Source organism: Bacillus sp. XT-4 (assembly GCF_050864245.1).
GTDB classification, from domain to species: Bacteria; Bacillota; Bacilli; order Bacillales; family Bacillaceae; genus Bacillus; species Bacillus altitudinis.
Genome location: NZ_JBPAFI010000001.1, coordinates 280,571 through 302,154, shown reverse-complemented (window position 1 = coordinate 302,154; position 21,584 = coordinate 280,571). Strand labels below are relative to the sequence as shown.

General features: G+C 40.8%; 26 protein-coding genes. 25 read left to right on the top strand and 1 reads right to left on the bottom strand.

The window, feature by feature from the left end; translation table 11 throughout:
• The first annotated feature begins 10 nt into the window (after positions 1 to 10).
• From ypeB to fni, 6 genes are all read left to right on the top strand, one after another.
• Positions 11 to 1,360, top strand: coding sequence for a germination protein YpeB (gene ypeB, locus ACRRMM_RS01550; protein ID WP_008344510.1), 1,350 nt, complete (start codon positions 11 to 13; stop codon positions 1,358 to 1,360).
• A gap of 102 nt (positions 1,361 to 1,462) precedes the next feature.
• A complete protein-coding gene (locus ACRRMM_RS01545; protein WP_007500975.1) occupies positions 1,463 to 2,110 on the top strand; it encodes a flagellar brake protein in 648 nt (215 codons plus the stop codon).
• A 63-nt stretch (positions 2,111 to 2,173) separates the two neighbouring features.
• Complete coding sequence (locus tag ACRRMM_RS01540) at positions 2,174 to 2,356, top strand: YpfB family protein (RefSeq protein ID WP_008344514.1); 183 nt, start codon at positions 2,174 to 2,176, stop codon at positions 2,354 to 2,356.
• 71 nt (positions 2,357 to 2,427) lie between these two features.
• Positions 2,428 to 3,105, top strand: coding sequence for a (d)CMP kinase (gene cmk / locus ACRRMM_RS01535; RefSeq protein ID WP_046527083.1), 678 nt, complete (start codon positions 2,428 to 2,430; stop codon positions 3,103 to 3,105).
• Positions 3,106 to 3,328: 223 nt separating this feature from the next.
• On the top strand, positions 3,329 to 4,480 hold the full coding sequence (gene rpsA, locus ACRRMM_RS01530) for a 30S ribosomal protein S1 (RefSeq protein ID WP_008344519.1): 1,152 nt from the start codon (positions 3,329 to 3,331) through the stop codon (positions 4,478 to 4,480).
• Positions 4,481 to 4,494: 14 nt separating this feature from the next.
• Positions 4,495 to 5,562, top strand: a complete 1,068-nt coding sequence (fni, locus tag ACRRMM_RS01525; RefSeq protein ID WP_411229509.1) for a type 2 isopentenyl-diphosphate Delta-isomerase — start codon at positions 4,495 to 4,497, stop codon at positions 5,560 to 5,562.
• A gap of 174 nt (positions 5,563 to 5,736) precedes the next feature.
• Here fni and ACRRMM_RS01520 read toward each other — a convergent pair whose 3' ends face one another.
• Positions 5,737 to 5,868 carry a YpzI family protein gene (locus ACRRMM_RS01520; protein ID WP_008344525.1) on the bottom strand — a complete coding sequence of 44 codons (132 nt, stop codon included), beginning with the start codon at positions 5,866 to 5,868 and terminating at the stop codon, positions 5,737 to 5,739.
• A 118-nt stretch (positions 5,869 to 5,986) separates the two neighbouring features.
• Between ACRRMM_RS01520 and ACRRMM_RS01515 the strand changes: the two genes are divergently transcribed.
• From ACRRMM_RS01515 to aroH, 19 genes are all read left to right on the top strand, one after another.
• Entirely contained in the window at positions 5,987 to 6,589 is a 603-nt protein-coding gene (locus ACRRMM_RS01515) for a YphA family membrane protein (protein WP_419145717.1), read from the top strand.
• Positions 6,586 to 7,470: a YIEGIA family protein gene (locus ACRRMM_RS01510; protein ID WP_039165753.1), complete on the top strand. Its 885-nt coding sequence runs from the start codon at positions 6,586 to 6,588 to the stop codon at positions 7,468 to 7,470. Before ACRRMM_RS01515 ends, ACRRMM_RS01510 begins: the two co-directional genes overlap by 4 nt.
• A gap of 6 nt (positions 7,471 to 7,476) precedes the next feature.
• Complete coding sequence (locus tag ACRRMM_RS01505) at positions 7,477 to 7,671, top strand: capping complex subunit for YIEGIA (protein ID WP_008344527.1); 195 nt, start codon at positions 7,477 to 7,479, stop codon at positions 7,669 to 7,671.
• Positions 7,672 to 7,830: 159 nt separating this feature from the next.
• Positions 7,831 to 9,141, top strand: a complete 1,311-nt coding sequence (der, locus tag ACRRMM_RS01500; protein ID WP_008344528.1) for a ribosome biogenesis GTPase Der — start codon at positions 7,831 to 7,833, stop codon at positions 9,139 to 9,141.
• 14 nt (positions 9,142 to 9,155) lie between these two features.
• The gene (locus ACRRMM_RS01495) at positions 9,156 to 10,193 is read left to right on the top strand and encodes an NAD(P)H-dependent glycerol-3-phosphate dehydrogenase (protein ID WP_428828421.1); all 1,038 of its coding nucleotides are present in this window, start codon (positions 9,156 to 9,158) and stop codon (positions 10,191 to 10,193) included.
• 267 nt (positions 10,194 to 10,460) lie between these two features.
• Positions 10,461 to 10,664, top strand: coding sequence for a DUF2768 domain-containing protein (locus tag ACRRMM_RS01490; protein WP_008344530.1), 204 nt, complete (start codon positions 10,461 to 10,463; stop codon positions 10,662 to 10,664).
• A gap of 18 nt (positions 10,665 to 10,682) precedes the next feature.
• The gene (locus ACRRMM_RS01485) at positions 10,683 to 11,408 is read left to right on the top strand and encodes a hypothetical protein (RefSeq protein WP_007500961.1); all 726 of its coding nucleotides are present in this window, start codon (positions 10,683 to 10,685) and stop codon (positions 11,406 to 11,408) included.
• Between the two features lie 205 nt (positions 11,409 to 11,613).
• Complete coding sequence (gene spoIVA / locus ACRRMM_RS01480) at positions 11,614 to 13,092, top strand: stage IV sporulation protein A (protein WP_008344534.1); 1,479 nt, start codon at positions 11,614 to 11,616, stop codon at positions 13,090 to 13,092.
• A 374-nt stretch (positions 13,093 to 13,466) separates the two neighbouring features.
• The gene (gene hbs, locus ACRRMM_RS01475) at positions 13,467 to 13,745 is read left to right on the top strand and encodes a non-specific DNA-binding protein Hbs (protein WP_003215863.1); all 279 of its coding nucleotides are present in this window, start codon (positions 13,467 to 13,469) and stop codon (positions 13,743 to 13,745) included.
• A 190-nt stretch (positions 13,746 to 13,935) separates the two neighbouring features.
• Complete coding sequence (gene folE / locus ACRRMM_RS01470; protein WP_003215789.1) at positions 13,936 to 14,505, top strand: GTP cyclohydrolase I FolE; 570 nt, start codon at positions 13,936 to 13,938, stop codon at positions 14,503 to 14,505.
• Positions 14,506 to 14,528: 23 nt separating this feature from the next.
• On the top strand, positions 14,529 to 14,759 hold the full coding sequence (gene mtrB / locus ACRRMM_RS01465; RefSeq protein WP_008344541.1) for a trp RNA-binding attenuation protein MtrB: 231 nt from the start codon (positions 14,529 to 14,531) through the stop codon (positions 14,757 to 14,759).
• Positions 14,760 to 14,874: 115 nt separating this feature from the next.
• Entirely contained in the window at positions 14,875 to 15,642 is a 768-nt protein-coding gene (locus ACRRMM_RS01460) for a heptaprenyl diphosphate synthase component 1 (RefSeq protein ID WP_008344543.1), read from the top strand.
• A gap of 3 nt (positions 15,643 to 15,645) precedes the next feature.
• The gene (locus ACRRMM_RS01455) at positions 15,646 to 16,350 is read left to right on the top strand and encodes a demethylmenaquinone methyltransferase (protein WP_428828420.1); all 705 of its coding nucleotides are present in this window, start codon (positions 15,646 to 15,648) and stop codon (positions 16,348 to 16,350) included.
• Between the two features lie 24 nt (positions 16,351 to 16,374).
• Positions 16,375 to 17,337 carry a heptaprenyl diphosphate synthase component II gene (hepT, locus tag ACRRMM_RS01450; protein WP_007500951.1) on the top strand — a complete coding sequence of 321 codons (963 nt, stop codon included), beginning with the start codon at positions 16,375 to 16,377 and terminating at the stop codon, positions 17,335 to 17,337.
• 129 nt (positions 17,338 to 17,466) lie between these two features.
• Positions 17,467 to 17,913, top strand: a complete 447-nt coding sequence (ndk, locus tag ACRRMM_RS01445; protein ID WP_003216015.1) for a nucleoside-diphosphate kinase — start codon at positions 17,467 to 17,469, stop codon at positions 17,911 to 17,913.
• Between the two features lie 144 nt (positions 17,914 to 18,057).
• Positions 18,058 to 18,834: a CheR family methyltransferase gene (locus ACRRMM_RS01440; RefSeq protein WP_008344547.1), complete on the top strand. Its 777-nt coding sequence runs from the start codon at positions 18,058 to 18,060 to the stop codon at positions 18,832 to 18,834.
• Between the two features lie 76 nt (positions 18,835 to 18,910).
• The gene (gene aroC / locus ACRRMM_RS01435; RefSeq protein ID WP_007500947.1) at positions 18,911 to 20,083 is read left to right on the top strand and encodes a chorismate synthase; all 1,173 of its coding nucleotides are present in this window, start codon (positions 18,911 to 18,913) and stop codon (positions 20,081 to 20,083) included.
• A complete protein-coding gene (gene aroB, locus ACRRMM_RS01430; RefSeq protein ID WP_428828419.1) occupies positions 20,083 to 21,174 on the top strand; it encodes a 3-dehydroquinate synthase in 1,092 nt (363 codons plus the stop codon). The genes aroC and aroB overlap by 1 nt, the downstream gene beginning before the upstream one ends.
• Positions 21,171 to 21,554, top strand: coding sequence for a chorismate mutase (gene aroH / locus ACRRMM_RS01425; RefSeq protein ID WP_008344549.1), 384 nt, complete (start codon positions 21,171 to 21,173; stop codon positions 21,552 to 21,554). Before aroB ends, aroH begins: the two co-directional genes overlap by 4 nt.
• Positions 21,555 to 21,584 lie beyond the last annotated feature (30 nt).

Genomic DNA, 21,584 nt, shown 5'->3' with positions numbered 1-21,584 from the left:
GTGTAAATAAATGATCAGAGGAATATTGATTGCTATTTTAGGAATTGCTGTCATATCAACAGGATACTGGGGCTATAAAGAGCATCAAGAAAAAGATGCAGTACTGCTTCATGCAGAGAACAACTATCAAAGAGCCTTCCATGATTTAACGTATCAAGTCGATCAGCTGCACGATAAACTTGGCGCAACACTTGCGATGAATAGCCAAACATCTATATCTCCAGCACTGGCAGATGTATGGAGAATGTCATCAGAAGCGCATAACAATGTCAGTCAGCTTCCGCTCACATTGATGCCTTTTAACAAAACAGAAGAGTTTTTAGCGAATGTCGGTGACTTTAGCTACAAATCGTCACTTAAATCTTTATCAGATGAACCATTAAACAAAGATACACACAAAACCATTACCACTTTATATGATCAAGCGGCAGATATTCAAAACGAACTTAGACAAGTGCAGCATCTCGTACTCAACAAAAATTTAAAATGGATGGATGTTGAAATGGCACTGGCTGATGGAGATCGAAAAAACGACAACACCATCATTGACGGATTAAAAACCGTTGAAAGAAATGCTGATGCGTTTGCAGATGTTGATCTTGGCCCTACAAATGTGTCAACTGAATCAGAAACGCAAGGCTACAATCACTTAAAAGGGCAAAAGATTTCAAAAAAAGAAGCGATTCGCATCGCCCAGCAATTCGCGCCTGACCACAACAAAGATTTTAAGGTGAGAAAAAGTGGGAGTAAAACGAACCGTGATGTCTACAGCCTGTCAATGTCTGACCCAGACAACCGGGCAAACTTTTATTTAGACTTGACTGAAAAAGGCGGCCATCCTGTCTATCTTCTTCAGAACCGAGAAGTGAAAAAACAAAAAATCAGTTTAAATGATGCCTCAGAAAAAGCACTAAGTTTCTTAAAGAAGCATGGATTCGATACCGAATCATTTCATTTAGATGAGAGTGCGCAATTCGATAATATCGGCGTATTTACCTATGTACCTTTACAGAATAACGTATTGCTTTATCCAGATAGTATTCGAATGAAAGTCGCTTTAGATGATGGTGAGGTTGTGGGATTCTCAGCGAAAGACTATTTAATGAATCACAGAAAACGTGACATAAAAGCACCAAAGATTTCTCGAAAAGAAGCTGAAAAGACCTTAAATAAACATGTGAAGATCGAGGATACACATGTAGCTCTTGTTCAAAATGATATGTCAGAGGAAGTTCTCTGCTATGAGTTTTTAGGAACCATTAAAAACGACACGTACCGAATGTTCATTAATGCAGATACTGGAAAAGAAGAAAGAGTAGATAAACTAAAAAATGCAGAACCTATATATAAAGACCTATAGAAAAGGGAGCGAGGAAAAGGCGAATAAGCCTTTTCCTTTTGTTTTATACATGGTTTAATATAAGAGAGGATACGATTTCACAGATGAAAAGAGTGATGAGGAATGTTACAAATAGGGGATGCAATCACAATTGAGTATGTCAATGAGAACAAAGAAGTGAAAACCGCAAAATCGAAAGTTTTGGAAAATAATAACGATGATATTTGCATTAATTATCCAGCTGATAAAGAAACGGGGCGCACGATCTATTTAAATCAAGAAACAGAAATCACCGTCTTCTTTTTCGATGAAAATCAAATTCCATACAAATGTACAAGCAAAGTCATTGGGAAAAGAAAAGAAGATATCCCGATGATTGTCGTTTCGATTCCGCCAAAAGAAGAAATGATTCGGCTTCAGCGAAGAGAATATCTTCGAGTGGATACGATGGTGAAAGCGTCCATTACGCAAAATGGTGAAGAAACCTTCGACACATTTATTGTCAATATGAGTGCTGGCGGTGTAGCAATTGCTGTTCCAGAAGGTGTCTCACTAAAAGAATATGGCGAGGTCGTCACAGAGTTTGAACTTTCACTTAAAGAACCAGTGAAAATTAAAGCGATTGCAGAAATGAATCGTGTTTATCAAGATGAACAGACGGGGAAAACAAGAGCGATCATGGAATTTACTGAAATCACAAACGACCACCAGCAACACATCATGAAGTATTGCTTCCAGCAGCAGCTTCTAACACGTGTGAAAAAAGTATAAGAATAAAGGTTGTCAAAAGCTTCCATACTAGAGAGAAAGAATCTAGCGTTGGAGGCTTTTTGTATGAAAACAATGGAAAGATGGCTATTCAAAGCAGTGCTCATTCAGCTCATTCTGCTTTTGGCGGTTCAGGTCACCCTTCACTTGACGAAAGGAGAACTATTTTTGTCAAAAGTCGTACAATACGAGGGTGTGAATAACATGAGCATTGAAGATTGGATTGAGACATTTAAGCAAAAGGATTGATAGAAAATTCCCCCGTTTGAGCGGTGATCGTGTTACAATTCATAAGGGAGATTCAATCAAGGAGAGGTATTATGAAAAAGAAATTATCTATCGCAATTGACGGTCCTGCTGCAGCAGGAAAAAGCACTGTGGCAAAAATTGTCGCAGCGAAAAAATCATATATTTATATCGATACAGGTGCGATGTACCGCGCAATTACACTTGCAGCACTCAATCAAGGCGTAGACATTGAAGACGAACAGGCACTTGATGCGTTATTGAAAAACACAGTCATTGAACTTGTGTCAACTGATGAAGGTCAAAAAGTACATTTAGACACGATCGATGTCACAGAAGACATCAGAACAGACCGCGTAAGCAATCAAGTCTCTGTTGTTGCAAAGCATCGAGCTGTTAGGGAAGAAATGGTCCGCAGGCAGCAAGAGCTGGGGAACCGAGGCGGTGTCGTCATGGATGGAAGAGACATTGGCACGCATGTTCTTCCAGATGCAGAAGTGAAAATTTTCTTGCTTGCGTCAGTAGAGGAAAGAGCAAAACGTCGTTTTGAAGAAAATCAGAAAAAAGGCTATGATGTCAATTACGATCAGCTGATCGAAGAGATTGCAAGACGTGACAAGCTTGATTCTGAGCGGGAGGTATCACCGCTGAAGAAAGCAGATGACGCCATTGAAATTGACACGACTTCCCTTTCTATTCAAGAGGTTGCAGGTAAAATTTTAGATGCAGCAGAGCGTGTAGAAAAACAGTAAGAAATTTTAGAAAACTTTTATAAGTTAGAGGTTTATCTCTTGACAAACAAGGTCTTTTATTAGAAGTTTATACTAATACTATTTTTATTGATCATTCAAGCAATTCTGTTGATTTGAATGTTTCTATAATACATATTCGGCTGGCAATCATCATGCTAAGGACACATATTCACCCAGTCGTTTTAACTAAGCTGTGTAGGTTTGGACCAAGGAGGTTATCGAAATGACAGAGGAAATGAATCAAATCGATGTTCAGGTACCAGAGGTTGGAGATGTGGTGAAAGGGATTGTTTCTAAAGTTGAGGACAAGCATGTCAATGTAGATATCGTCAATGTGAAACAACCTGGGATCATCCCAATCAGTGAATTATCAAGTCTTCACGTTGAAAAAGCATCAGATGTCGTGAAAGATGGCGACGAGTTAGAGCTTAAAGTAACAAAGGTCGAAGACGATGCTTTGATTTTATCGAAACGTGCTGTTGATGCAGACCGCGCTTGGGAAGACCTAGAGAAAAAGTTTGAAACAAAAGAAGTATTTGAAGCAGAAGTAAAAGACGTTGTCAAAGGTGGTCTAGTGGTCGACATTGGTGTTCGCGGATTTATTCCTGCGTCTCTTGTTGAGGCACACTATGTAGAAGACTTCACTGACTACAAAGGAAAAACACTCTCGCTTGTTGTGGTAGAGCTTGACCGCGAAAAAAACCGCGTGATTCTATCGCATCGTGCAGTCGTTGAGCAAGAACAATTAGACAAGAAGCAAGACTTCCTGCAAAAGCTTGCAGTAGGCAGTGTGATTGATGGAAAAGTGCAGCGCCTGACTGACTTTGGTGCATTTGTTGACATTGGCGGCATTGATGGATTAGTTCACATTTCTCAACTATCCCATGCGCATGTCGAAAAGCCATCTGACGTTGTTGAAGAAGGACAGGAAGTAAAAGTCAAAGTTCTTGCTGTTGACCGCGATAACGAACGTATCTCACTATCTATTAAAGAAACATTACCAGGACCTTGGAGCCAAATTGGTGAAAAGGTAAAACAAGGTGATGTTCTTGAAGGAACCGTTCAACGTCTTGTGAGCTTTGGAGCATTTGTTGAAATTCTGCCAGGTGTAGAAGGACTTGTGCATATTTCCCAAATTTCACACAAACATATCGGTACTCCTCAAGAAGTCCTTGAAGAAGGGCAGACTGTGAAAGTGAAAGTGCTTGATGTCAATGAAGATGAAGAGCGCATTTCACTTAGCATTCGTGAATTAGAAGAGAATCCTGAAAAACAAATCGAAGAGGATTACCGTCAATATCAGGCGAAAGAAGAAAATACAAGTGGATTCCAGCTTGGTGACCTGATTGGTGATAAACTCAATAAACTAAAATAATTTGGTGATCAAAATTGACGCGAGCAGAAAGAAAGAAACAGCATATTGAGCATGCTTTGTCGACTGGCCAGCATGCAGCAACAGGTTTACAAGATGTTTCCTTCGTTCACGCCAGTTTACCAGATCTTGCGACATCACAAATTGATACACATACGACAATTGGCGGACTGACTTTCGGTTCGCCAATTTTTATCAATGCAATGACTGGTGGAGGCGGAGAATCGACCTATGAGATTAATCGCTCTTTATCTATCGCAGCGAAGGAAACCAATATTCCAGTAGCAGTCGGATCACAAATGGCTGCACTGAAAGATGCAGACGAACGTCGTACGTATGAAGTGGTTCGAAAGGTGAATCCAGATGGACTCGTTTTTGCCAATTTGGGTAGTGAGGCGACAATTCAGCAAGCACGGGATGCCGTTGACATGCTGGAAGCAAACATGCTTCAAATTCACTTAAACGTGATTCAAGAGATCGTCATGCCTGAAGGAGATCGTGATTTCAGAGGTGCTGTTGAGCGGATCGCAGCCATCACTGAATCAATTGAGGTACCTGTTGTCGTCAAAGAAGTTGGATTTGGGATGAGTAAGGAAACAGCAAAGAAATTATTTGATGCTGGAGTTGCTGCTGTTGATGTAGGTGGATTTGGGGGAACGAATTTTTCTAAAATCGAGAACCTGCGCCGTCAAAAAGCACTTCGCTACTTTGACCAGTGGGGAATTCCAACTGCAGCGAGTCTGGCTGAAGTACATACAGCCTTTCCAGATCAAACCGTCCTAGCTTCTGGAGGCATTCAAGATGCACTTGATGTGACAAAATCAATTGCTCTTGGTGCGTCTGCCGCTGGATTAGCCGGCTTTTTCTTAAAATCCCTGACGAGTGGAGGAGAAAAGGGCCTCATCTCTGATATCATTGATCTACAAGATGATGTGAAGATGTTGATGACAGTACTTGGCATGAAGACAATTGAGGAGCTACGGCAAGCTCCAATTGTGCTTACAGGGGAAACAAGTCATTGGCTGAAAGAAAGAGGCGTGGATACTACGTACTATAGTTTAAGAAATAAGAAGACAAAGGACTAAATGAAATTTAGCCCTTTGTTTTCTTTTCAGTGTGAAAGAAAACTTTTTTGTCTACGAAAGACAGCTGCTTTTTGCGGAGCGAATTTGACATTCATGAGCACCAATGCGCAGGACTGACATTGAATGCGAGGGTTTGTTTGCACGCTGAGACATGTGGTGATCACATGTCTTTTTTTATTGATTTCTTTTGCGAGCGTCTTCCGGGCCTTCTAAAGTTGTTGCCCCTTTGTGATGAATGGATTGATCGCGGTCAGATTCAACTCTTCTTGACGCCTTTAGGCGTTTTTCCTGTCTATCCTTACCCATTATACATCCCTCCTCAACTATTAGGGTGTCACCTCTTGTTTATTTCATGCAAATCCCGCACCTTCTCATACGTTTAAAAACTGGAGATTTTCCCATAATGTAATTGAGGTGATGAGGGTTGGAGGCATTGTACTATTATTGGTCAATATGGTTCGTTTGGATTATGGTGACATTTATCATGGAGAAAAGCACGTGGCGCAATGTGCTAGGCGTATGTGTTCTCATTCATATTATATGCAGTCATGTCATGGTTTCTATTTTAGACATTAGGATCAATGCAGGATTTTTGATGACCTTTTTATATGCTTGCATGTCATTCGTGATCTTTCGGCCTGCTCATCGAATCATGCGAATCATGCAATTAGGTTCCATGGTCAGTGCGTATGCCTTTTTTATGATTTTTGCATTATATGATCCAGTTTGGTTCACGATAATAAAGGTGGACTGGGTTGTATTTGCCTTGCTGATCTTGATGTGTTTAACATATGGGCATCAGTTAACGGAACGGATCACTTTATGGATGATGGCTATATGTCTGGGGGAAGCCCTTTATGCGCTTACGATTCATCGCCTCACATCTTCCATTGTCATAGGAGATCTCTCGTTTCTTTCCATGGCTGTTCAAGGAGCTGTCTTTCTATTAGGTGTAGGTCAGCTTGAAAAACTCTTGAACACCCGTTCATCTAGAAAACCAGTAAAAGGGGCTGCAAAATCAACATGACAAATTACACGTTTCCTGTGATTATTGGTGTCATCTTTGGGATGGCGGCTAGGCTTTATATGCTAAGAACTGATTATCGGCAATATCCCACATATATTCATGGACAAGTGATTCACATTGCGCTAGGTTTTATCGCATCAGGGCTTGGTGCTATTATTATGCCTGCGCTGATCCAGGAAGAATTCACTGCAATTACCTTTCTGACGCTTGCAGCCACGCAATTTCGTGATGTGCGTAATATGGAAAGAAATACATTGACCCAAATGGATTCGTATGAGCTTGTCTCACGAGGCAGTACATATATCGAAGGCATTGCGATCGCCTTTGAAAGTCGAAATTACATTGCCATTCTTACTGCCCTTATTACAACGACCGCCTGTATTTTCTTTTCGCTCGTCGTTGGGACCGTGGTCGGTATTCTTTGTTTTTTCATGGCAAAACTATTAATGTCAGGGAGCCAATTAAAGGATATCGTGAATATTCAAAAAGGGGAACTTCGTTTTGACGGCGCAGGACTTTATGTAAATGATATTTACATTATGAATATCGGGCTGCCTGAAAAGCAAAAATTGATTTTAGAGCATGGAATGGGGTTCATCTTGACTCCGAAGAATTTTAACTCGGCCACAACCATCGCAAACCTTGGGCAGCGGCAAGCTATCTTATTTGATTTATCCAACGTGCTTGGTGTATACCGAGATTCTGGTGAACCATCGCTTTGTCCGCTCGCAAAACGTGATCTGAATAATGGCACACTTGGCGTATTCATTTTACCGCAATGGCAGCGTGAAGATTTGGCTGTCCGTGTATTAGAAGAGGTGCCTATTTTAGAAAATGCCATTAGAATGCCGACAGATTTCATTAAAAAGAAAGTGAGGTAATAGGGCATGGCGAACACCATTGAACAATTTATATTGGCTGTGGCGACAACAAATAAAGAGCGGGTCATTGGCGGAACAGCCGTTTTTTTCTGTGAAAATAAAGAAGAACTCGACATGTATGCCATGAATTTAGAGGCCATTTTAGATGGAATTGCACACGGCATTGGAGAAGATCTTTACTTGATCGTCAAACATTTTTAAGTTATTCATTGTGGTCTGATTAAAAATTGATATAATATATAAGTTGAACCCTTCATGTTTGAAGGGTTTATTTCATAAAACTGAATGAAAATTATAAATCCCGGTTGAAACATGATGATGAACATATTGAATCGCGGCTGGATTGAAAGGAAGGGTACTATGGGTAAACCTGTCGTAGCCATTGTTGGAAGGCCCAACGTTGGAAAATCTACAATTTTTAATCGAATCGCAGGCGAAAGAATATCGATTGTAGAAGACACACCTGGTGTAACAAGAGATCGAATCTATAGCTCTGCTGAATGGTTAAATTATGACTTTAATTTAATAGATACTGGTGGAATTGATATTGGAGATGAGCCGTTTTTGGCGCAAATTCGCCATCAGGCTGAAATCGCAATGGATGAAGCGGATGTTATTATCTTTATGGTCAATGGAAGAGATGGCGTCACATCTGCGGATGAAGAAGTCGCAAAAATTTTATATCGCACGAAAAAACCTGTCGTACTTGCTGTCAATAAATTGGACAACCCTGAAATGAGAAGCGACGTGTATGACTTTTATGCACTTGGATTTGGCGAACCGTATCCGATTTCTGGAACGCACGGACTCGGTCTAGGTGATCTGCTTGATGCTGTCGCAGAGCATTTCAAAAACTTACCAGATACACAGTATGATGAAGAAGTGGTACAGTTCTGCTTAATCGGCCGCCCAAATGTAGGGAAATCCTCTTTGGTGAATGCGATGCTCGGTGAAGAACGTGTCATTGTCAGCAACATCGCTGGTACAACAAGAGATGCTGTAGATACAATGTTTACGTACAACCAACGTGACTTTGTCATTGTCGACACAGCCGGTATGAGAAAAAAAGGGAAAGTTTATGAAACAACAGAGAAATACAGTGTACTTCGAGCGTTAAAAGCCATTGATCGATCGGATGTTGTCGCTGTAGTTCTTGATGGTGAAGAAGGCATTATTGAACAGGATAAACGTATTGCCGGCTACGCACACGAAGCGGGTAAAGCCGTTGTGATCATTGTGAACAAGTGGGATGCTGTTGAAAAAGACGAGCGTACAATGAAGGAATTTGAGCAAAATATTCGCGAGCATTTTCAATTCCTTGATTATGCACCTGTCTTATTCATGTCTGCTCTTACGAAAAAGAGAATTCACACGTTAATGCCAACAATCATTACCGCTAGTGAAAATCATGCGATGCGCGTTCAAACGAACATTCTAAACGATATTATCATGGATGCCGTAGCAATGAACCCAACGCCGACCCATAACGGACAGCGTCTGAAAATTTACTATGCAACACAAGTGGCGATCAAACCGCCGTCCTTTGTTGTGTTTGTAAATGATCCAGAACTTATGCACTTTTCTTATGAGCGTTTCCTAGAAAACCGAATTCGAGATGCATTTGGTTTTGAAGGAACACCAATTAAAATATTTGCGAGAGCGAGAAAATAAAAAGGGTGAGCAGGATGAAGAAAATTTCAGTACTTGGAGCAGGGAGCTGGGGAACAGCTCTTGCGCTTGTATTAGCTGATAATCATCATGATGTACACATGTGGGGACATAGACAAGAATTAATTGATCAAATCAATGAGAAACATGAAAATCATGATTACTTGCCTAATGTTGCATTGCCAGCGTCTATTCAAGCGACAACAGATATGAAACAGGCACTAGAAGGGACAGATGCGATTATTGTCGCTGTGCCAACAAAGGCCATTCGAGAAGTATTGAAGCAGGCAAATGAGTTTGTTTCGTCAAAGGTGCCATTTGTTCATGTCAGTAAAGGGATTGAACCAGACACACTTCTTAGAATTTCTCAAATGATTGAACAAGAAGTCCCAGAAGCAAAAAGAGAAGCAGTTGTTGTCCTGTCAGGACCAAGCCATGCTGAAGAAGTTGGCTTGCGTCATCCGACAACTGTTACTGTCTCGTCAGAACATATTGAAGCAGCTCAATTTGTTCAAGATTTGTTCATGAACAATCATTTTAGAGTGTACACCAACCCTGATGTGATTGGGGTGGAAATTGGCGGGGCGCTGAAAAACATCATCGCTCTTGCGGCAGGGATCACAGACGGACTCGGATATGGCGATAATGCGAAAGCAGCGCTCATCACAAGGGGTCTTGCTGAAATCGCCCGCCTCGGCACAAAAATGGGAGGAAACCCTCTTACGTTTGCCGGATTAACAGGTGTTGGAGATTTGATTGTCACATGTACAAGTGTTCATTCGCGTAACTGGCGCTGCGGGAATTTACTCGGTAAAGGATATAAGCTCGAAGAAGTGCTTGAAAAAATGGGGATGGTTGTCGAAGGCGTCCGCACAACAAAAGGCGCTTATCAGCTCTCCAAAGAATACAAGGTCAGCATGCCGATTACAGAGGCTCTTTACGGCGTCCTATTTGAAGGGAAAAAGGTAGACGATGCTGTAGAATCCTTAATGGCACGTGTGAAAACACATGAGATGGAAGACCTTGTGAACATGTTCGAAAACCAAACAAAATAATTGGAAGACTGAACTTAGGCGTGTAGAGGATGCAAGAAGGGGAAGACTTGCATAACATAACAATGAAGTTTGAATAGAGCTTTGCCTCTACAGAATGAGGAAAAATAGTCGACCTAATGACTGAAGCAGAGTCCCCCTCTTTGCTTCAGTTTTTTTATGCACTTTTTTCTGAATTGATTGGAAAAATGATTGATATTTTACTTAATTTTGGTTTAGAATGAAATATAAACGCTTACAATTCGTTTGTATTAAAGGGGGACAGGCACGATGAGTTTTGCTTTAATCAAGATGTGGTTTGCGCTTGGTTCAATGGGGCTCATGTTTTTAGCCGTTGTAACCATTTATCTGAGTAGGTTTAAGCTGAAGAGCCGGTTTCTGAAAATAACAGCCTCAACTGTCGCGTACAGCTTAATGCTCATATCAGGTATCATTGTGTTTTTAGTTGTATTTAGCGGGCCGGTCAATGAATAAAGAAAAAGGAAGAATGTGATGATCAAAGCAAAAATCAGTGTCATGCTGTTAACACTTATTTTACTTACGGGGTGCCTCTATCCAGAGAATCGTAAAGCTGAAAACCGCGTGCCATATAAAGAGCAGCTGCAAAGTGTGCAGACCGCAATTGAAGATTTTCAAAAAGCGACAAATGGCCTTTTGCCGATTGAAACAAAAGAAGGCGACACACCTATTTATCAGAAGTATGTCATTGACTTTAAGCGTCTGTCACCTAGATATTTACACGATGTACCGTCGACATCTTTTGAAGGCGGGGGCGAATATATCTATGTCCTCACAGACGTCGAACAAAACCCAACGGTGAAACTGCTTGATGTCAAAATGACACAAACGATCAGTGAATTACGTCTAAGGATCAAAATATATCAAGATGAACATACATATCCGCCATATGGCAAAGTAGTATCTAAAGATTTATATACGTTAAATGAAAAAAAACTAGGGTTAAAAGCACCGCCTACAGTGACGAGCCCTGTCACGGGTGAATCACTTCCATTACTGATTTCCTCAAATGGCGAAATCTATGTTGACTATCGCAGTGATTTTGCCCAGATTTTGAAAAATACGAAACAAAAGCTGAAACCAGGTGAAAATATTCAAGATGTCTATTGGCAGGAAACCCCGTTTGTACCAGCGTTTTCTGTTCCATATACGATCAACAAAAAAGGTGAGCCGGCTTTTTTAGAAAAAAAGACGTCATAAACAAGAATGAACCTTTCTCCTCTGCATATAAATGAGGAGAAAGGTTTTTTTATGGCTAAACATACTCTCAAAACAAAAAAGGTGTCATATTCAAATAGGACAACGTCATACACATATATTGTCCTGACACCTTTCAAGCACCGTTTGATTGAAGTATAGAGTATTTTATTTGAAAACGAGGATAGCAAGTCCGGGAGGGGATCACTTGGAAAAAGTCGATATTTTCAAGGATATCGCTGAACGAACAGGAGGCGATATATATTTAGGAGTCGTTGGAGCTGTTCGTACAGGGAAATCTACGTTTATTAAAAAGTTTATGGAGCTCGTGGTGCTCCCGAATATCAATAATGAGGCAGACCGTGCAAGAGCACAGGATGAATTGCCGCAAAGCGCAGCAGGAAAAACCATTATGACCACAGAACCAAAATTTGTGCCAAATCAAGCGGCATCCATTCACGTGAGCGACGGCCTGGATGTCAACATTAGGCTTGTCGATTGTGTAGGCTACACCGTGCCTGGTGCACGCGGGTATGAAGATGAAAATGGTCCGAGAATGATTAATACTCCGTGGTATGAAGAGCCAATCCCGTTTCATGAAGCAGCGGAAATTGGTACACGCAAGGTCATTCAAGAGCATTCAACCATTGGTGTTGTGATTACAACAGATGGATCTATTGGGGAAATCCCAAGACATGACTATATTGAATCAGAAGAACGTGTCATTGACGAACTCAAAGAAGTTGGAAAGCCTTTTATTATGGTGATCAACTCTGTGAGACCTTATCACCCTGAAACAGAAGCACTGCGGCAGGAACTTAGTCAAAAATATGATATTCCTGTACTCGCGATGAGTGTCGAAAGTATGAGAGAACAAGACGTTCTCAGTGTACTTCGTGAAGCATTATATGAATTTCCAGTGCTTGAGGTGAATGTGAACCTGCCAAGCTGGGTCATGGTACTAAAAGAAGATCATTGGCTAAGAGAGAGTTATCAGGATTCAGTGAAAGAAACCGTCAAGGATATTAAGAGATTAAGAGATGTTGACCGAGTGGTAGGTCAGTTCAGTGAATTCGATTTTATCGAAAGAGCGGGCTTAGCAGGCATTGAAATGGGTCAGGGGATCGCAGAAATTGATCTGTATGCGCCGGATGATCTATATGATCATATCCTAAAAGAAGTGGTTGGTGTGGAAATTAGGGGCAAAGATCACCTTCTTGAGCTCATGCAAGATTTTGCACATGCGAAAACGGAGTATGATCAAGTGTCTGACGCTTTAAAAATGGTGAAGCAGACTGGTTATGGAATTGCGGCACCAGCTTTGTCAGATATGAGTTTAGATGAGCCGGAAATCATTAGGCAAGGATCAAGATTCGGCGTCAGATTAAAAGCAGTCGCGCCATCTATTCATATGATTAAGGTAGATGTAGAAAGTGAGTTTGCGCCGATTATCGGAACAGAAAAACAAAGTGAAGAGCTCGTCCGATACTTAATGCAAGACTTTGAAGATGATCCGCTTTCGATCTGGAATTCCGATATATTTGGACGCTCACTCAGCTCGCTTGTCAGAGAAGGCATTCAAGCAAAACTCTCGCTGATGCCGGAAAATGCAAGGTATAAACTAAAGGAAACGCTTGAACGAATTATTAACGAAGGATCAGGCGGTCTGATCGCGATTATTCTATAGGATGTGAGACCTCTCATTGATGGGGGTCTTTTTTTGCGTGCGGGTGAAGTCATAAAAAGACAATTGTATAAAGATTAGTCAGATTCAGGCTGAAATTAGGAATATTCGTTCGCAAAAGTGCCCTTAATCCTTGACGAATAAGGATTCTTCCCTTTAAAATGCTTGATATGGTATTTCATATGTGTTAATCTACTTACAGAAAATCTTCACTTTGTTGGACAAACATTCCTTCAAAGAGAAGTTTTCTAATGAAAAGCCATGTATGACGCTTTCTAGACGCTCTTTTTTTCAAAAAAAGTGTATAGAAAGAAGATGAATTGTGAAGAAATGATAACAATCTATTGAATGCATATTTTTGGGAGGAGGTGAAAGGCATGAACAAGACAGAACTTATTAACGCGGTTGCTGAAGCAAGCGAGTTATCTAAAAAAGATGCGACAAAAGCAGTTGATTCTGTTTTTGATACAATTTTAGATGCACTTAAAAATGGTGACAAAATCCAACTTATTGGTTTTGGTAACTTTGAAGTACGTGAGCGTTCAGCTCGTAAAGGACGTAACCCACAAACTGGTGCAGAGATCGAAATCCCTGCAAGCAAAGTACCTGCTTTCAAACCAGGTAAAGCACTTAAAGACGCGGTGGCAGGTAAATAATCGTTATGTGTAATGATCCTATTGAAGGAGTTATACATATACAGTTTCACACTGGTCTAGAAAAGCCCCTTTGATAAGGGGCTTTTCCTTTTGAATCAAATGGTTTGTTTAGAACGCTCTCCTTTGCTTTTAGGATCTGAAGTGTGCTAGAATCTGAATGAAATGTAATCGCCTTTGGAGGATATAATACATGAGTGAAATAAATAAAGAATTAATCGAACACGCTGTACGCGATATATTAAAAGCGATTGGAGAAGATCCAGATCGTGAAGGACTTCTTGATACCCCAAAACGAGTAGCAAAAATGTATGAAGAAGTGTTCTCGGGATTAAATGAAGATCCAAAAGAACATTTTAAAACCATTTTTGGTGAAGATCATGAAGAACTCGTTCTTGTCAAAGATATTGCTTTTCATTCAATGTGTGAACACCACCTTGTGCCATTCTATGGCAAAGCCCATGTCGCTTATATTCCGCGCGGCGGAAAAGTAACGGGACTCAGCAAGCTGGCAAGAGCAGTAGAGGCCGTGGCAAAGCGCCCGCAGCTTCAGGAACGCATTACATCAACGATTGCAGACAGTATGGTAGAAACCTTAAATCCACATGGTGTGATGATTGTCGTTGAAGCAGAGCATATGTGTATGACGATGCGCGGAGTGAAGAAGCCTGGCGCTAAAACAGTCACTTCAGCCGTACGCGGAACATTTGCAAATGATGCGGCAGCAAGAGCAGAAGTGCTTTCCTTTATTAAAAACGACTAATCCATAGATGGAAGGTGAACAGATTGAGTGAAAATAAAGCATCTGATTTTGTGGTGATTAAAGCCATTGATAATGGTGTCAATGTGATCGGCTTAACTAGAGGTTCCGATACAAGATTTCACCATTCCGAAAAGCTCGATAAAGGTGAAGTCATTATCGCACAATTTACTGAGCACACATCAGCCATCAAAGTGCGGGGCGATGCTGTTATTCAAACAAGCTTCGGTGAAATTCAAAGCGAAGCAAAGAAATAACGCTCGACTATGCACTTGATAGCATGAAAGTCAGGCCTGATATGATATAATAAATCTCTATACAATGTAGAGAGCTACATATGAAACTGTAATTTTTGGGACAAGGGTGATATCTTTGCAAGACATCTACGGAATTTTATCTAATCTGAATATAAAATTAAACAAAAAGCTTTCTCATCCTTACTTGGCGAAGCATTTGCGTGCGCCGCTCATCGATGAAGATAAGCTCCTTCTTTTTCATGCAATGTTTGATGAAGCTCAAATCGATGCTGAGAAAAAAGAAAATTATATTTTAACGGCGATGCTTGTGCAAATTGCCCTTGATACCCATGACGAAGTCACAACTGCTGCAGCCATCAAACAAGACGAGTTCAAAAATCGTCAGTTGACCATCCTAGCAGGAGACTATTTCAGCGGTCTCTATTACTCTCTTCTCTCTGACATGAAAGACATTTACATGATCCGCACTCTCGCCACGGCGATCAAAGAGATTAATGAACATAAAATTAGACTATATGATCGATCCATTCAAGATGCAGCCCACTTTTATAAAAGTGTTGCTACAGTGGAATCTGCGCTATTCCAAAGAATTTCTGAGCACTTTCAATTGACGCATTGGAATGAAATTGCAAGTCACTTCCTTGTTTATAAACGTTTTATGAAACAAGCAGAAGACGACAAACATTTAAAACTTTTTTTGAACGATAGCTATACGGACGCCTATACATGTTTTGACAACTTTGAGAATGAAGGCTATGAAAAGGCCAAACGATCAATCAAGGAGCATCTTGTTTCATCTCCGATCGTTCAAAAAGAGCTATTAAATCGCTTGGATCATATGAAAAATGAACCTGCGTACCATCAGAAAGTGGAAGAAGGGTAAGTCATGCAGCAATCAAAAGAACAGCGAGTACACGGTGTATTTGAAAAAATTTATAAAAACTATGACCAAATGAACTCTGTCATTAGCTTTAAACAGCATAAAAAATGGCGCGATAAAACAATGAAGCTCATGAATGTACAAAAAGGAGCCAAAGCACTAGATGTATGCTGCGGAACTGCCGATTGGACGATTGCGCTTGCAGACGCTGTTGGAGATACTGGCGAGGTCAAAGGTCTTGACTTCAGTAAAAATATGCTGAGTGTTGGCGAAACGAAGGTGAAAACAGGCGGCTACAATCAAATTGAGCTGCTCCACGGCAATGCAATGGAGCTTCCTTTTGAGGACAACTCATTTGATTATGTCACAATCGGTTTTGGCCTTCGAAATGTCCCTGATTACTTAACAGTGCTAAAGGAAATGACACGAGTGGTAAAACCCGGTGGAATGGTTGTCTGCCTTGAAACATCACAGCCTGAGATGATTGGGTTTAAACAAGGGTATTATGTCTATTTCAAATACATCATGCCGCTCTTTGGCAAGCTGTTTGCCAAAAGCTATCAGGAGTATTCATGGCTTCAAGAATCAGCCAAAACGTTCCCTGGCATGAAAGAACTGGCGTCTCTTTTTGAAGAGGCCGGTCTATCTGATGTCTCGTATCATCCATTTACAGGCGGTGTAGCAGCAACACATATCGGAAAGAAGCTTTGAATAAACGATATTTGGGTGAAAATAATGAAACTAAAAGCAATGATTTCTTTTCTAAATCATGATATCGATATAATTGAAAAAGAGCTTGAACAAACCGTTCGCTCTGATTATGCATTATTAAGTGAAGCCGGTCTTCATTTGCTGCAAGCGGGCGGAAAACGAATCCGCCCCGTTTTTGTTCTCCTTTCAGGCATGTTTGGTGACTATGATATTAATAAAATTAAATATGTAGCCGTAGCGCTTGAATTAATTCATATGGCATCACTTGTCCATGACGATGTCATTGATGATGCAGAACTGAGAAGAGGAAAACCGACGATTAAAGCAAAATGGGACAACAGAATTGCGATGTACACGGGGGATTACTTATTTGCAAGGTCACTCGAGTACATGACGAAAATCAATCACCCAATGGCACATGAAATTTTGTCAAAAATGGTCGTCGAGCTCTGTCTTGGGGAAATAGAACAAGTCAAAGATAAATACAACATGGACCAAAACCTTCGTACATATTTAAGAAGAATTAAACGAAAAACAGCCTTGCTTATTGCAGGTAGCTGCCAATTAGGTGCGATTGCAGCTGGAACAGATGAAAAAACACATAAAGCCCTTTACTGGTTTGGGTACTATGTTGGTATGTCGTACCAGATCATTGATGATGTCCTTGATTTTACATCAACTGAAGAAGAATTAGGTAAACCTGTTGGCGGGGACCTTTTACAAGGAAATGTCACTCTTCCCGTTTTATATGCGCTTCAGAACCCGACGTTAGAAGGTCAGTTGAAGCTGATCAATAGTGAAACGACGGAAAAGCAGCTGAAACCTGTGATTGAACATCTCAAACAAACAGATGCGATCGACCGTTCCATTCGAGTGAGTGAAATGTATTTGAAAAAAGCATTTGAACAGCTCGATCAACTTCCGCGAGGGCGGGCTAAATCTTCATTAGCGTCGATTGCAAAATATATTGGTAAACGAAAATTCTGATCAACGTTTCGTTGGTTGGTTTTTTTGTGAAATTTTTTGTCAAAAATTGATTATTATAAAAAAAAATGATACGATCACTTTGTAACAATGTAAGCCTATACATACATAACGACGGGGTGGAGAACGTATATGGACAAAACATTTCTTATGGTCAAGCCTGATGGTGTGGAAAGACAATTAATCGGTGAAATTGTGTCAAGATTCGAAAAAAAGGGGCTTCAGCTTGTTGGAGCAAAGCTCATGAGCATTCCAAAAGAAGTAGCAGAAACACATTACGGAGAGCATAAAGAAAAACCATTTTTCGGTGAATTGGTTGACTTTATTACGTCAGGACCTGTATTTGCGATGGTATGGCAAGGTGAACAAGTCGTAGACGTAACAAGGCAGATTATCGGAAAGACAAATCCGAAGGAAGCGCTTCCGGGAACAATAAGAGGCGACTATGGATTAACTGTTGGCAAAAACATTATCCATGGCTCAGACTCACCAGAAAGTGCCGAAAGAGAAATCAACCTGTTCTTCAAACAAGAAGAACTGACAAACTGGGATCAAACGATCTCAAGCTGGATTTATTAATGTTCAAGCCAAAGTGTTCATCAAATGATCACTTTGGCTTTTTTATATTGAGATTTCTATACGAATTTTCGCATGAGATGATACAAATTTATGATAAAAACAGCTATACTAGGACAAAGATAGATGAGACAGGAGAGGACATTGATGGATCAGTATCAAGTATTTGTTGGAAAATGGAAAAAACTAACTGGGGTGGATCTGAACTTATATAAAGAAGCACAAATGAAACGAAGATTAACATCCCTTTATGATAAAAAAGGATATAAAGATTTTGAGGCATTTGCATCTGCTCTTGAAAAGGACAAAGCGCTATTAGATGAAACGATGGATCGAATGACGATCAATGTGTCAGAATTTTACCGAAACTATCAGCGCTGGGAAGTACTTGATCAAAAAATCCTGCCGCTGCTTTCAAAAAACAGTGGCACCCTAAAAATATGGAGTGCAGCTTGCTCTACTGGAGAAGAGCCATATACACTCTCAATGCTGCTATCAAGCCATCCGCTTGTGAAAGACTTCCAAATTATTGCAACGGATATTGATGATAAAGTCTTGCAATCCGCGCAAAAAGGAAGATATCATGAACGATCTTTGCAAGAGGTGCCAGATCAAATCAAGCAAAAATATTTCACCAAGGAAGATTCTTCATTTTACACGGTGAAGGATGAGATTCGAAAGCACATTCAATTTAAGAAACACAACCTTTTAGCAGATCCATATGAAAAACAGCTGGATCTCATCGTGTGCCGAAATGTTCTCATCTACTTTACAGAAGAGGCGAAAGAAGAAATTTACTTAAAAATGAGCAGCAGTTTAAAGCAAAACGGCGTATTATTTGTTGGTTCTACAGAACAAATTTTTCACCCAGAAAAGTTTGGATTAACCTCTGCTGATACTTTCTTTTATCAAAAGAAGGGGTAGTAGCTGACTTTTTAGTAGGAAGTGTGTTATTATAGTTTTACTTAAAAGCGTTAATGCGATGAAGGGAGAATAAGTCATGAGGTACTTAACAGCAGGTGAATCACATGGTCCACAACTGACCACAATTATTGAAGGAGTTCCAGCGGGACTTTACATAGAGCAGGATGACATCAATTATGAACTGGCTAGAAGACAAAAAGGTCATGGCCGCGGAAGAAGAATGCAGATTGAAAAAGACCAAGCGAAAGTGTTAAGTGGAGTCCGCCACGGGAAAACATTAGGTTCTCCTATTGCACTTGTTGTTGAAAATAATGATTGGAAGCACTGGACAAAGGTCATGGGTGCAGAGCCAATTACTGAAGAAGAAGAGAGTGAAATGAAGCGTCAAATTTCTCGTCCAAGACCAGGGCATGCGGATTTAAATGGTGCGATTAAATATGGTCACCGTGATATGAGAAACGTATTAGAGCGCTCATCAGCACGCGAGACAACGGTTCGTGTAGCAGCAGGTGCAGTAGCGAAACAAATTTTGGCTCACCTTGGAATCAAAGTGGCTGGTCACGTCCTTGAAATTGGTGGAGTAAAAGCTTCCCATACCGCTTATGAATCTATTGAAGATTTGCAAAAAGTAACAGAAGAATCACCTGTTCGCTGCTATGACAGTGAAGCTGGTCAAAAAATGATGGATGCCATTGACGAAGCGAAGAAAAACGGCGATTCAATTGGTGGTATTGTCGAAGTCATCGTTGAAGGGATGCCAGTTGGAGTTGGCAGCTATGTGCACTATGACCGCAAACTGGATAGCAAGCTTGCAGGCGCAGTACTGAGTATCAACGCTTTTAAAGGTGTTGAATTTGGTATTGGCTTTGAGGCAGCTTCTAAAAATGGCAGTGAAGTTCATGATGAAATCATCTGGGATGAAGAAAAAGGCTATACGAGAAAAACAAACCGTTTAGGTGGTCTTGAAGGCGGAATGTCAACTGGCATGCCGATTGTCGTAAGAGGGGTTATGAAACCAATCCCAACCTTATACAAACCATTGCAAAGCGTGGATATTGAGACAAAAGAACCTTTCTCTGCAAGTATTGAGCGTTCTGACAGCTGTGCTGTTCCAGCCGCAAGTGTTGTGGCAGAAGCAGTCGTTGCATGGGAAATCGCCAATGCTGTAGTTGAGCAGTTTGGTCTTGATCAAATTGACCGCATTAAAGAAAATGTGGACAAAATGCGCCAGCTTCAGAGGGAGTTTTAATGAAAACACTGGAAGTGAAGACGTCTTCAGCCACTTATCCTGTATATATCGGTGATGGGATTAGACAAAATATCGTAGACTTGATTACTTCCACTGGGCGATCTTACACGAAGCTCTTCATCGTGACAGATTCAGCCGTCGATGCCCTTTATGGAGATGAAATGGTTCAATTACTGAAACAGAAATGGTCTGTACAAAAAGTAGTGGTGCCAAACGGAGAACAATCAAAATCTTTTACACAGTTTGAGCAGATTCATACGAAAGCCATCCAATTTCAACTCGACCGCTCCTCATGCATCATTGCATTAGGAGGCGGGGTGATTGGAGACTTGGCTGGCTTTGCTGCTGCCACTTATATGAGAGGCATTGATTTTATTCAAGTACCGACCACGCTGCTTGCACATGATAGTGCAGTCGGCGGAAAAACCGGAATCAATCATCCGCTCGGTAAAAATTTAATTGGTGCGTTTCATCAACCGGCAGCTGTCATCTATGATACAAGTATGCTAGAGACACTCTCACCAATAGAGCTGAGATCAGGCTTTGCTGAGGTGATAAAACATGCACTGATTTCAAGTGAAGTCTTTTTATCAGAACTGATGTCCATTCGTTCGTTGACAGAATTATCAAAGGATGAACTGGCACATATGCTTTATCAAGGGATTCAAGTGAAAGCATCCATTGTTCAAGAAGATGAAAAAGAACAAGGTGTGCGGGCATACTTGAATTTAGGTCATACACTAGGGCATGCCATTGAAGCGGAGTATGGATACGGTGCGATCACGCATGGAGATGCCATTGCAATTGGCATGCAGTTTGCTTTATATGTCAGTGAAAAAGAGCAAGGACTCAGCCTAGATCGTGAGAAACTTAAAGTGTGGATGAAAGAACTAGGGTTCCCAGTACAAGTCACACAAACGATTTCAACCAAAACATTTGTCGATCGCATGATTGGTGATAAGAAGGCAAGAGGCGGGAGTGTTCAGTTTGTTTTGCTAAAACAAGTTGGAGACGTCACCCTGCAATCTTTCACAAAAGATGAGCTGTATCACTGGCTCGAAGAATGGAAACGGGAGGAGGGCTGTCTATGATGTTTCGCGGGATACGCGGGGCTACAACTGTGACAGAAGATACAGAAACAGAAGTGTTAACCAAAACGAAGCAGCTGCTAGAAGCGATCATTTCAAAAAATCAAGTAGATCCAGAGCGTGTCGTGCAGATCTTGATTTCAGCTACACAAGATATTCACTCTGTTTTTCCAGCAAAAGCACTCAGGCAGTTTGAAGGATGGACCTATGTGCCTGTCACTTGTATGCAAGAGCTTGACATTGATGGAGGTCTAAAGAAGTGTATTCGCGTTTTAATGACCGTTCAGACAGATGTCAAGCAGGAAGACATACAGCACGTATACTTGGAAGAGGCTGTCACGCTTCGGCCTGATTTACAGTTGACAAAAAACAAGGAATTATAATACGATATGAACAGCCGAAGTTTACACACA

Bases quoted from the DNA above. Each gene is read 5' to 3' on its own strand.
- ypeB (WP_008344510.1), top strand. From the start codon at position 11: ATGATCAGAGGAATATTGATTGCTATTTTAGGAATTGCTGTCATATCA.
- ACRRMM_RS01545 (WP_007500975.1), top strand. From the start codon at position 1,463: ATGTTACAAATAGGGGATGCAATCACAATTGAGTATGTCAATGAGAAC.
- ACRRMM_RS01540 (WP_008344514.1), top strand. From the start codon at position 2,174: ATGAAAACAATGGAAAGATGGCTATTCAAAGCAGTGCTCATTCAGCTC.
- cmk (WP_046527083.1), top strand. From the start codon at position 2,428: ATGAAAAAGAAATTATCTATCGCAATTGACGGTCCTGCTGCAGCAGGA.
- rpsA (WP_008344519.1), top strand. From the start codon at position 3,329: ATGACAGAGGAAATGAATCAAATCGATGTTCAGGTACCAGAGGTTGGA.
- ACRRMM_RS01520 (WP_008344525.1), bottom strand. From the start codon at position 5,868: ATGGGTAAGGATAGACAGGAAAAACGCCTAAAGGCGTCAAGAAGAGTT.
- ACRRMM_RS01510 (WP_039165753.1), top strand. From the start codon at position 6,586: ATGACAAATTACACGTTTCCTGTGATTATTGGTGTCATCTTTGGGATG.
- ACRRMM_RS01505 (WP_008344527.1), top strand. From the start codon at position 7,477: ATGGCGAACACCATTGAACAATTTATATTGGCTGTGGCGACAACAAAT.
- der (WP_008344528.1), top strand. From the start codon at position 7,831: ATGGGTAAACCTGTCGTAGCCATTGTTGGAAGGCCCAACGTTGGAAAA.
- ACRRMM_RS01495 (WP_428828421.1), top strand. From the start codon at position 9,156: ATGAAGAAAATTTCAGTACTTGGAGCAGGGAGCTGGGGAACAGCTCTT.
- ACRRMM_RS01490 (WP_008344530.1), top strand. From the start codon at position 10,461: ATGAGTTTTGCTTTAATCAAGATGTGGTTTGCGCTTGGTTCAATGGGG.
- ACRRMM_RS01485 (WP_007500961.1), top strand. From the start codon at position 10,683: ATGATCAAAGCAAAAATCAGTGTCATGCTGTTAACACTTATTTTACTT.
- hbs (WP_003215863.1), top strand. From the start codon at position 13,467: ATGAACAAGACAGAACTTATTAACGCGGTTGCTGAAGCAAGCGAGTTA.
- folE (WP_003215789.1), top strand. From the start codon at position 13,936: ATGAGTGAAATAAATAAAGAATTAATCGAACACGCTGTACGCGATATA.
- ACRRMM_RS01455 (WP_428828420.1), top strand. From the start codon at position 15,646: ATGCAGCAATCAAAAGAACAGCGAGTACACGGTGTATTTGAAAAAATT.
- hepT (WP_007500951.1), top strand. From the start codon at position 16,375: ATGAAACTAAAAGCAATGATTTCTTTTCTAAATCATGATATCGATATA.
- ndk (WP_003216015.1), top strand. From the start codon at position 17,467: ATGGACAAAACATTTCTTATGGTCAAGCCTGATGGTGTGGAAAGACAA.
- ACRRMM_RS01440 (WP_008344547.1), top strand. From the start codon at position 18,058: ATGGATCAGTATCAAGTATTTGTTGGAAAATGGAAAAAACTAACTGGG.
- aroC (WP_007500947.1), top strand. From the start codon at position 18,911: ATGAGGTACTTAACAGCAGGTGAATCACATGGTCCACAACTGACCACA.
- aroB (WP_428828419.1), top strand. From the start codon at position 20,083: ATGAAAACACTGGAAGTGAAGACGTCTTCAGCCACTTATCCTGTATAT.
- aroH (WP_008344549.1), top strand. From the start codon at position 21,171: ATGATGTTTCGCGGGATACGCGGGGCTACAACTGTGACAGAAGATACA.